Source organism: Streptomyces sp. NPDC055140 (assembly GCF_053607285.1).
Genome location: NZ_JBSGTG010000070.1, coordinates 1 through 9982, shown reverse-complemented (window position 1 = coordinate 9982; position 9982 = coordinate 1). Strand labels below are relative to the sequence as shown.

The following is a 9982-nucleotide window of genomic DNA, read 5'->3' as shown; positions in this document are numbered from 1 at the left end:
AGGCGGCGGCACTTGAGGAAACCCTGCACGCCTGCAATCAGGCCGCGACCTGGGTCTCCCAGATGGCGTTCGAGAAGGACATCAAGCGCAACTTCGCCCTGCGTGAGCACACCTATACGGCGGTCAAGGACCGGTGGGGGCTCGGAGCTCAAGCGGCCCAGCACGTCATCAAGAAGACCTGCGATGCCTACCGCACGTTGAGGGCGAACCTGAAGGCCGGAAACCTCGGCAAGCCCTCCTCCAAGCGCTACCGGCGCGCAGTCGAGAAACCGATGGCCTTCCGCCCGGAGGGCAGCCCTATGACGACCGGATGCTGTCCTGGCAGTACACGCAGCGTACGGTGTCGATCTGGACCCTGTCCGACCGGATGAAGGGGGTGGCGTTCACCGCCGCCCCCGCACACTTGGCCCGCTTGGCCTCGTATCGGAAGGGCGAGTCCGACCTTCTGTTCCGCGACGGCATGTGGTTCCTGACCGCCACCTGCGAGGTCCCCGAGGCCGAACTCAACACCAGCGTCACCCAGTTTCTGGGGGTCGATCTGGGGATCGTGAACATCGCGACCACCTCGGACGGTCAGATCATGGCCGGGCGCCGGCTCAATCGCGGGCGTCTGCGCGAGCGCGTCCTGCGTCAGAAGCTCCAGCGTAAGAACACCCCGTCCGCCAAACGGCGCCTGAAGAAGCGGCGCCGTAAAGAGGCGCGGCGGGCGCGGGACATCAACCACAAGATCGCGAAGCATGTGGTGGCCGAGGCAGAACGCACCGGTCGCGGAATCGCTCTGGAAGACCTCACGGGCATCCGCGCGCGGGTACGGCTTCGCAAGCCCCAACGGGCCACCCACTCCTCCTGGGCTCGGAGATTTCATTACGTACAAGGCCCGCAAGGCAGGGGTACCGGTGGTGCACGTCGATGCGGCGTACACCTCCCGCACCTGCGCCGAATGCGGGCACATCGACAAAGCGAACCGGGCATCCCAGGCCCGCTTCGCATGCCGGTCCTGTGGTGTCGTTGCACATGCGGACTGGAACGGCTCCCGCAACATCCGTCACCGTGCGGAAGAGTTGTGGCGACGCGGGGCGCAGTCAACCGCCCCAGGCCCACCCCCGAACACCGGGCGTGGGACAGGACGCAAACGCAGCACCACAGCCAGTGGCGCCCGTTGTGCAAGCCCGGGACTTTCAGTCCCGGGTGGTTGACGATGTGTGGCCCTGCTCAAGCGGCTCCATATGCTGCCTATGCCGGACCTGCCGCTCAGCCGCCTGGACCCGCTCGTGCGTGTGTCTGAACGCATCGATGTGTCCGTCACCTTACTCGAAGACAACCCGGCGATGACTGCGCGCCCGGCATGAGGATCTCGAGGCTAAAGTCGCAGCCGCCGGTGCCGATCTCCCGGCGCCGAGTCACCAGTTCACGGCTCAGGTAGCGCAGGTGCGCGGTGGGCAGATCAATCGCCGACGGGTACACAAGTACACGAAGCTCCTGGCAGAGCACGGTGGATCTTGGTCGTGTCACCACCTCATGCGAGGAGCTTCATCGCGCTGCAGAGCCGCCCAACTGACGGACACCACAGTCAGGTTGGAGTCAGAAGGCTTTCGCTTTCCGAACATGATCGTGTGGCTCGAGGCTGGTGGGCATGAACTCCACCTGTAGGCGGGAGACATGGGGCGGTTCGTCTGCTCGTTTCGTCCGTGGAGGTGGCTGTGCCGTCGGTGCTCGGAACCCCGGGAAAAGAAGGTTCGCGAGGAGGTGGCCCGGCTGCGGGAGGAGGCCGAGCGGGTGCAGGCCGCGCTCGTGGCGGCGGAAGGCGCCCTGGCGAAGCTGGCCGGCACTCGGGAAACGGGGGCCGACGTGCTGGGCGGACGGCCCGGTCACGAGGGTGAGTTGACCCGTAGCGCGGTAGCGGGCTCCACCCTTCCGCACCGGGTGAGAATGCCGTCAGGTAGCGGTAACCGGTGGCCTGGGAGACGCCCGCATCGCGGGCGAGACAGTGCACACAGCTACGGTCGCGGAACCACCGCACCACCCAGCCCGTCAGCTCAGGCACCCCATCGTCCGACCGCGATTCCAGCGACATCCCGATCGGTCTCGCCGTTGAACTCGACCAGCTCTGTTTCGAAGTCCGCGCAGACGGCGTGCATGACTTCCTCGCAGCGTCGAGGGATCTCGTCGGTGAACGGTCCGCGCCGGTATTTGGGTGTGAAGACCAGGTGGGCGTGGAGGGTGTGGACGAGCGTGCGACCCCTGCGAATATGGGGGTTTGGCTCCCAGCGTGGTGACATACGTCGATACGATCGCCTGCGTGAAGATCGTCGTGCAAGTGAAGCTGATGCCGCAGGCCGAGCAGGCCGGTGCGCTGTCGGTGACGCTGCACACGGTCAACGAGGCCGGGAACTGGGTGTCGGCGGTGGCGTTCGAGCACGGTGTCCCGCGTGAGTACGAGCTGCGCAAGCACACTTATGGCGAACTGCGGTCGCGGGGACTGGGGGCGCAGGCCGCCCAGCACATCATCAAGAAGACCCGCGATGCCTACACGACGCTCGGGGCCAACATCCGCGCCGGGTACCTCGGCAAGCCTGGATCGAAGCGCCGTACCAAGGCCGAGTCCAAGCCCATCGTCTTTAGGCCCGAGGCTGCGCAGCCGTATGACGACCGGTGTTTGAGCTGGCAGTACGACGCGCAGGCGGTGAGCATCTGGACAACCTCCGGGCGTATCAAGAATGTCCGCTTCGCCTGCTCGTCTGACGCACTCAAGACGCTCCGGGATCACCGGCAGGGCGAGTCGGACCTGATCGAACGCGACGGCGTGTTCTATCTCCTCGCGACCTGTGACGTTCCCGAGGCTGAGCAGTACGAGCCCGGCCACTTCATCGGGGTGGACCTTGGAATCGCCAACATCGCCACCACATCCACCGGCCACAAAACTGCCGGGCGCGGCCTGAACCGCCACCGCAAGCGGCAACTCGACCTGCGCAGGAAACTCCAGGCCAAGGGCAGCAAGTCCGCGAAGCGGCTGTTGAAGAAGCGCAACCGGCGCGAGCAGCGCCACGCGAAGAACCAGAACCACATCATCGCCAAGACGATCGTGACCGAGGCTGAACGCACCTCGGCCGGAATCTCTCTGGAAGAACTCAGGGGAATCCGGCAGAGGGTACGGCTCCGCAAGCCCCAACGGGTCGCGCTCCACTCCTGGGCCTTTGCCCAGTTCGCAGACTTCATCGTCTACAAGGCCCGCAGGGCCGGCGTCCCCGTGGTCTTCGTCGATCCCGCCTACACCTCGCAGCAGTGCTGCGAGTGCGGCCACATCGACAAGAAGAACCGGGCAAGCCAGGCCCGCTTCACCTGCCGGGACTGCGGGGTCGTTGCCCACGCAGACCGGAACGCTTCCCACAACATCGCCCGCAAGGGCGAGGCTGTGTGGACTGCGGGGCGTGAGTCACGCGTCCCTGCCACCCCATAAGGGTGTCTGGACGGAGGAGCCCACCCAACAGCCAGTTGGACGCTACCTCCAAGCCCGCCCCTTCAGGGCCGAGTCAAGTTGACGCAGGGACGAAGACGGCCTCGTCGGCCCCGTCGAGGATGAACCCGTTGTCGAAGCGGACCCGTACGCTCACGTGAGGTGCCCGTTCCTGGAAGGCGGTCCACGCGGGTTCCAGAGAGGCAACTTTCTCTTCGAGCTGCCTCCTGCTCTCCGTGGGCATGTCGAGTCCGAAGGCGTCGAGCAGCGACTTGAGCCGCTCGTACTCGCGCACGTCCTCGCTCTCGTCCTGGTGGTTGGTCACCCGCTCGATGGTCCCGCCGGTGCCCGCCGCCAGGGACAGGAACCCGATGACGACCCCCGACACCTCAACCGAATCGGTCAGCCTGGTGTCGGCTGCCAGCTCCACCCGCTGGCCTTCCTTGAGAGCCATCGACTTCCCATCTCTCTTATGCACTGTTCGCGGGCCGTAAACCCGCTGTGAAACGGGCATCCGCTGAGGCTATATCGCCAGCAGGCTCGTACGTCGGTTCGCCCAGGAGCGGGCCACCGCGAAGGCCGTGCTCTCCGCGCCCGTGGGGATGGTCCCGCCGCGGTCGGCGGCCAGGCCGCGCCAGTGCCGGTGCTCCCCGCGCCTGCGGGGATGATCCCTTCATGCCGATTCACCCTGAGCGGCTGCAGGTGTCGCCCAGCGCCTGGGGGATGGTCCCGGCGACCTCCATGGATGCCAGTGCCCGCAATGACGGTTTCGACGCCGGGGTGAGGGGCGGCCTCACGGAGACCGAGGCCGCTCACCTACCAGGAGGCCGGAGGATACCTGCGGGTGACCACGGCAGGAAGGCGCCCGCTCGCGATCGTCTGACGTGGCAGTGACAGGCCGAAATATTCACTGACGACCTTCAGCACCCGGCGGCGCTGTTCGCTATCCCGCTGACGATTGGCGTGTCCCACCTCTGCTTCGCGGATGAGGAGGAGCCGGTGCCCAGCCGGCCAGAGCGGGGGCATTGCGCCGTCCCACCAGACCCACCCCAGACCCACCAGCCTGCTGGCCCCAAGCACTCAGAGCCGTCCGTGGCCGGCTGACGCCCTGGGCCACGCTGCAACGCTACTGGCGAGCGTGGACAGCCAAGACCCCACCCACCGAGCTCCAGGCCCTGATCAACGCTGTCGGCACCGGCAGACCTCTCAACCTCTACATCCCGGCCCAATAGACCACCGCTTGAAGAGGCCACCGCGCAGATCGACCAACCCTGACACACCCTCAACCCTGCTGGGTCGGCGCAGCTTGGTGGAGCACACTAGCTCGGGTACCGATTCCGGACGACGAGGGAGCCTGATCATGGCCGATGTCGACGTACTCGTGGTGGGGGCGGGGCCGGTGGGCCTGACGGCGGCGGCCGAGCTGCGGCGGCACGGTGTGGACTGCCGCATCGTCGACCGGCTGGCCGTCCCGGAACCCTATGCCAAGGCCATCGGCGTCGTGCCCCGCACGCTGGAGATGTGGGACACCATGGGCCTGGTCCGCGAGGCGCTGGACGTCGCGGTGCCGCACCTGGGCCAGCTGGTCTTCATCGACGGCAAGCCGGCCCCGCGGGCCGAGCTGACTCTGCCACCCGAGATCCCCTATCCCTTCACCACGCTGCCCCAGTACGCGACCGAACGGCTGCTCACTGAGCATCTTGCGCGCTTCGGCACGGAGGTGGAGCGGTCGACCGAGCTCCGCTCGGTGGAGATGCGCCCGGACGAGGTCGAGGCCGTCCTCGCGCACGCCGACGGCCGGACCGAGCGTCTGCACGCCCGCTACGTCGTGGGCTGCGACGGCGCGCACAGCCTGATCCGCAAGGCGGCCGGGCTGACCTTCGAGGGCGACGCCTTCCCCGAGCAGTACATGATCGGCGACGTCGAGGTCGACTGGGAACTGCCCGCCGGCTACAGCATGCGGGCCGTGAACCTGGACGCGAACGGTGCGATGGACGACATGCTCGTCTGCATTCCGATGCCTGGCGTTCGGCGGTACTGGCTGTCGATGCTGCGCCCTCGCGCCCGAGCCGGGGGCGAAGACGGCTCGAGCGCTCCGGACGGGATGGGGGACGGCCACGGACCGGACCTCGGCCAGATCCAGGCCGCGCTCGACAGGCTGTCCCCGGAGCCGACGACCGCCTCCACGCTACGCTGGTCGTCCGCCTTCCGGATCAGCCACCGCCTGGTGGACCGCTACCGGAACGGCCGTCTCTTCGTCGCCGGGGACGCCGCGCACATCCACCCGCCGGTTGGTGGGCAGGGTCTGAACACCGGTGTGCAGGACGCCTACAACCTTGCCTGGAAGCTGGCCCTGGCCGTCCGCGGTCTGGCTACGGACGACGTGCTGGAGAGCTATCACGCCGAACGCCACCCGGTCGCGCAGGAGGTGGTCGACCGCACCGTCCGCCATGCCCGCTCCGGCCTCAGCAACAACGGGGACGACGCCGAGACGAGGCTGCGGCGCCAGGCCCAACTGCTGGTCGCCTACCCGGACAGCCCCTTGGTCCAGCCGCAGGCGGCGGACGGCACACCTGCGGCCGGTCCCGCCCCCGGCGACCGGGCACCGGACTGCCGCGGCCTGCTGAGCGACCTCGCCACCTACCCGCGGCGGCTGTTCGACCTGCTGCGCACCCCGCAGCACGTGCTGCTGCTGTTCGCGGGCCCGGAACACGCCTCGGGCGAGGGCGCCGCCCGGCTCGAGGCCTGCGCCGCCGAGGCGCATCGCGCCGCCCACGGCCTGCTCGACGCCTATCTGGTCACCGCCGCAGAGGTACCAGAGGACGCCCGCCCGGTCGGCCTGTGCCCGCCGCGGGTGCGCGACGCGGCGGGCGAGTTCCGCGATGTCTATGCGCCGCGTGACGGCGAGGCCCTCCTGATCCGCCCGGACGGCTACCTCTCCGGACGCTTCCACCCGGCCGTACCGGAACGCCTGACGGCGCATCTGCGCCGAACCTTCGTCACTCCCATGAGGGAGGCGACACCGGGCATTGCTGGCAGCGGGACGGCCGTGGCCGGTGCGGATCGGGCGTTGGCCATGGGCGCGAAGGCCATTCCGGGTTCCTCGGCCGCGGCACTGTCAACTTGATGTTGGCCGGCCTATGGGCTGATCGTTCAGCTCGTTGAGGTGGTCGGGGGCCATGTCTCGCAGCCTTTCGTGAAAGGTCTTCAGCTAGCCACCACAACTGGAACCTGAGATGTGCGGCAGGTCAAGATGTCACCCGATCGTGCGGCAGACCCGATTTCCTCCACACCTGCAACCACCACCGATGCCACACCGCACTCGCAGGCAAGCCCTCCATCAGCCGCCCAAACAGCGCTCCAGGGCAATACAACTAGACCGTATGTCTCAGGGGCACCGAGTCGTCCCGGAAACTCACACCGCCACACATCCAAGAGCTGAAGGCGCGGCTGCGGCGCATCACCTGCGAACGCGCCCCGATCGGCCCGGCCGCCGCGGCCGGCGTCGACGAGCGCGGCCGCCCGGTGCGCGCCGCGGTCACCGCAGCCGCGCAGAGGTGCGTCGTGTCGACGACGGAGCCGGTCCGCAGCGTTACTTGCGCGGGTGCAATGTCTGGGAGAGCGCGTCGAGGGTTACGCCCACAATGGCCAGGAGCTGTGCCGGGCCCGCCCCAGCTCTGCTCATGACGGCGAGAGACTGGTTCACGGCGGCTACGTGTTCAGCGAAGTCCTCGGCGTCCTGGTCGGTCAGTCGGCTTGCCGTCAGTGCGGCGCGTAGACGCACGCGCTGGCAGCCCAGCGCCTTCTTCGCGTGTGCCGCGACGCTCTGGCTCAGCTCCGGAATTGCCATGACCGATTGGGCAACCAGGCATCCGTCCGGCAGTTCGGGATCGGCGATGCGCTCGAGGGTGACGTCGAAGAACGCACGAATGGCTGCAAGAGGCTCCGAGGCTGCACACGACAGGGCGGCGTCGTACCTGCCGCCGTAGCGCGCGGCATAGCGATCCAGGCAGCGCAGGAAGAGCGTGTCCTTGTCGCCGAGCGAGGAGTAGATGGAGCTGCGGTTCAGGCCGGTTGCCCGGGACAGATCGTCCACGGAGGTATCGGTGTAGCCGGCGAGCCAGAACTGGATCATCGCGGCGTCAAGTGCCGTGTCCATGTCGAATTGCTTCTTGCCTGCCACGTGGCACTTCCTTGCCGGGTGTCGATGTCTCGTGCTGCGCCGCACCATTCTATCTTGAACTAACCAGTTCAAGATGTGTTAGCGTCCAAGCGCGGTCATGGCCGGGCGTCCCCCGCACTTCGCGACGGCGCGACAGTTTTCGTCCAGTCCGAGCTCGTCGTCCCTGTCCTGCTACTGGCCCTCACCCATCAGGCCGTCGGGACCCGGATACCGAGCAGCACGCTGACCGCTCTCGTCATCTTCACTGCGCTCGTGGGCCTAACCCTGGGGCGAAGCTCCGAACCAGGACACCCGACACCGACGGAGGATCCCCGTGACTGCCCCTGCGGCCGGCGCCTGGCGCGCCTGCGAAAGTAACCCTGTCCGCGATCTGCCCCTGCAGCACCTGGCGGGATTCACTCACCGCTGGGTCTACGCCGACGGCGTCCGCCTTCATGCCGTCGAAGGCGGTCAGTCGACCGGCCCGGCCATAGTCCTGCTCGCCGGATTCCCGCAAACCTGGTGGGCATGGCGAAAGGTCATGCCCAGCCTCGCCGGCCGGTTCCGCGTCATCGCGATCGACCTGCCGGGCCAGGGCCACTCCGAGCGTCCGGAGCGCAGCTACGACACGCACACGGTCGCCGCACATGTGCATGCCGCAGTGAAGGCTCTCGGGGTGTCGACTTACTGGCTGGTCGCCCACGACATCGGCGCCTGGGTCGCTTTCTCCCTCGCACTCAAATTCGACAGCGAACTGCACGGGGTCGCCCTGCTCGACGCCGGAATTCCCGGCATCACCCTCCCCGAAGCGATTCCCACCGACCCGGATCGGGCGTGGAAGACCTGGCATTTCGCGTTCCACCTTGTGCCCGACCTGCCCGAGACGCTGCTTGCCGGCCGCGAACGGGACTACGTCGGCTGGTTCCTGAAAGTGAAGGCCCTCTCTCCTGACACGTTCGAGGAGACCGAGCTCGACCACTACGCAGCGGCCATCGCCGTTGACGGCGGACTCCGCGCTTGCCTGGCCTACTACCGAGACGCCGCCGAGTCGGCGCGCAAGAACCACGAGGCGCTCAAGCGGCAGCACCTGACTGTGCCCGTCCTCGGAATCTCCAGCAGTCACGGCTCCATCCCGGACATGGCGGCCTCCATCAGCCCATGGGCCGACGACGCCACCGGAGTCGTCGTACCCGGCGCTGGACACTTCATCCCCGATGAGCAGCCCGAAGCCGTCGCCGCCGCGATAGCCGATTTCGTCCTCGACGGCGACTGACACCGGGCAAACCAGCCCGACTGCGCACGTTCACGTGTACGCCGACAATGAGCACGCCGCCAGCCAGAGTCTCGTGCGGACGCTCTCTGCCAGCAGGACGCACTCGCAGCGGCCGCGGGGGGAGACCCCACAGGGAGTTCTATGACGGAAGTCAGCTGCCGGAGCGGCAACTTTGGGCGCTCCTGGCCGGGTACGCCGATCAGGACGGCAGCGCCACCCCATCCGTGCGCCCCGAAGGCGAGTACGAGGGACTGGCCGTTGTCGAAGCATCCGAGGGGGAGTGGGCCGAGTTCTACCAGAAGGCAGCGCAGGCCTGTCTCGGGGAGTTCCGCTCGCCTCCCGATGCGGCCGGCTACACGCGGTATCTGAGGGAGCGGTACGGGCTGGACGCGCCGGAGGTTCACCTGCTGCCCCCGGATGTCATGCCGCCGGAGCCGCCGGAGGAGCACGCGAATGCCGCGGATGGGAAGACGGAGCCCACCGTGGGGCGGGGCCGGGTAAGACCGGGTACTTGCTCGGCGAAGGTCATGCGCTCGCAGGATTCCTCCTCGCAGACGAAACTCCGCACCCGCAACGACACCACGACGAACTTGCCCGCCGTCGGCAGATCACGAGGAAGTCGCAGGTAAGAGCCGTGTATTCGTCCAGACCAGCACCCGCAACCCGGACAGGCCGCCCGCCCTGCGGTCGTACGGGCCTCGAGCCGGACGACCGTGTCGATCACCTCGACCGATTCCACCAACACGCCCTCGACCGAGGAAAACAGCAGCTCGTTCAACGTGATCTAGCCAGGAATCCCGGCCCTTTAGGGCTCGGGAGGAATGGCTTCTCTGGACTGCTCTGACGTCCGCGTTCCAGCGGGCGTTGCCGCTGCTCGATGTACTCCTTGATCACAGAAAGCGGTGCTCCGCCGGCGGAGGCCGCGAGGTACGAGGGGGACCAAAAATGCTCGCCCCACAGGTCGTTGGTGAAGACTCCGCGCCGGTACTTGGGTACGGAGACAAGCTGTGCGTGGAGAACGTGTACGACGCTGCGACCCCTGCGGATATCGGGATTGATTCCCATCGGGGTGTCATAGACACGAGCTACGGTG

The 9982-nt window shown here is 67.4% G+C and carries 7 protein-coding genes and 6 pseudogenes; 7 read left to right on the top strand and 6 right to left on the bottom strand.

All coding sequences use genetic code 11. From position 1 onward, the window contains the following. Both ACWFR4_RS46380 and ACWFR4_RS46375 read left to right on the top strand, forming a co-directional pair. Positions 1 to 1196 (top strand): annotated as a pseudogene (locus ACWFR4_RS46380) (RNA-guided endonuclease InsQ/TnpB family protein); the annotation flags it as partial. A gap of 6 nt (positions 1197 to 1202) precedes the next feature. Then, entirely contained in the window at positions 1203 to 1349 is a 147-nt protein-coding gene (locus ACWFR4_RS46375) for a hypothetical protein (protein ID WP_453657714.1), read from the top strand. 587 nt (positions 1350 to 1936) lie between these two features. Here the strand turns inward: ACWFR4_RS46375 and ACWFR4_RS46370 are convergent. Together ACWFR4_RS46370 and ACWFR4_RS46365 are read right to left on the bottom strand one after the other, a co-directional pair. Further along, positions 1937 to 2023, bottom strand: a pseudogene (locus ACWFR4_RS46370) (IS5/IS1182 family transposase); the annotation flags it as partial. A 55-nt stretch (positions 2024 to 2078) separates the two neighbouring features. After that, positions 2079 to 2279 (bottom strand): annotated as a pseudogene (locus tag ACWFR4_RS46365) (transposase); the annotation flags it as partial. Positions 2280 to 2299: 20 nt separating this feature from the next. Here ACWFR4_RS46365 and ACWFR4_RS46360 point away from each other — a divergent pair. Then, positions 2300 to 3457 carry an RNA-guided endonuclease InsQ/TnpB family protein gene (locus ACWFR4_RS46360; protein WP_453657712.1) on the top strand — a complete coding sequence of 386 codons (1158 nt, stop codon included), beginning with the start codon at positions 2300 to 2302 and terminating at the stop codon, positions 3455 to 3457. A 73-nt stretch (positions 3458 to 3530) separates the two neighbouring features. Here ACWFR4_RS46360 and ACWFR4_RS46355 read toward each other — a convergent pair whose 3' ends face one another. Then, the gene (locus tag ACWFR4_RS46355; RefSeq protein ID WP_453657710.1) at positions 3531 to 3908 is read right to left on the bottom strand and encodes a hypothetical protein; all 378 of its coding nucleotides are present in this window, start codon (positions 3906 to 3908) and stop codon (positions 3531 to 3533) included. Between the two features lie 530 nt (positions 3909 to 4438). Between ACWFR4_RS46355 and ACWFR4_RS46350 the strand changes: the two are divergent. From ACWFR4_RS46350 to ACWFR4_RS46340, 3 genes and pseudogenes are all read left to right on the top strand, one after another. After that, a pseudogene (locus tag ACWFR4_RS46350) lies at positions 4439 to 4661 on the top strand (IS701 family transposase); the annotation flags it as partial. Between the two features lie 153 nt (positions 4662 to 4814). Beyond that, on the top strand, positions 4815 to 6581 hold the full coding sequence (locus ACWFR4_RS46345; RefSeq protein ID WP_453657716.1) for an FAD-dependent monooxygenase: 1767 nt from the start codon (positions 4815 to 4817) through the stop codon (positions 6579 to 6581). Positions 6582 to 6733: 152 nt separating this feature from the next. After that, positions 6734 to 6832, top strand: a pseudogene (locus ACWFR4_RS46340) (IS481 family transposase); the annotation flags it as partial. A 214-nt stretch (positions 6833 to 7046) separates the two neighbouring features. Here ACWFR4_RS46340 and ACWFR4_RS46335 read toward each other — a convergent pair. Next, on the bottom strand, positions 7047 to 7637 hold the full coding sequence (locus ACWFR4_RS46335; protein ID WP_453657708.1) for a TetR/AcrR family transcriptional regulator: 591 nt from the start codon (positions 7635 to 7637) through the stop codon (positions 7047 to 7049). 313 nt (positions 7638 to 7950) lie between these two features. On the opposite strand from ACWFR4_RS46335, the gene ACWFR4_RS46330 reads away from it, so the two are divergent. Then, positions 7951 to 8889, top strand: coding sequence for an alpha/beta fold hydrolase (locus ACWFR4_RS46330; RefSeq protein ID WP_453657706.1), 939 nt, complete (start codon positions 7951 to 7953; stop codon positions 8887 to 8889). A 400-nt stretch (positions 8890 to 9289) separates the two neighbouring features. Here ACWFR4_RS46330 and ACWFR4_RS46325 read toward each other — a convergent pair whose 3' ends face one another. Beyond that, on the bottom strand, positions 9290 to 9667 hold the full coding sequence (locus tag ACWFR4_RS46325; protein WP_453657704.1) for a transposase family protein: 378 nt from the start codon (positions 9665 to 9667) through the stop codon (positions 9290 to 9292). A gap of 80 nt (positions 9668 to 9747) precedes the next feature. Next, a pseudogene (locus tag ACWFR4_RS46320) lies at positions 9748 to 9965 on the bottom strand (transposase); the annotation flags it as partial. Positions 9966 to 9982 lie beyond the last annotated feature (17 nt).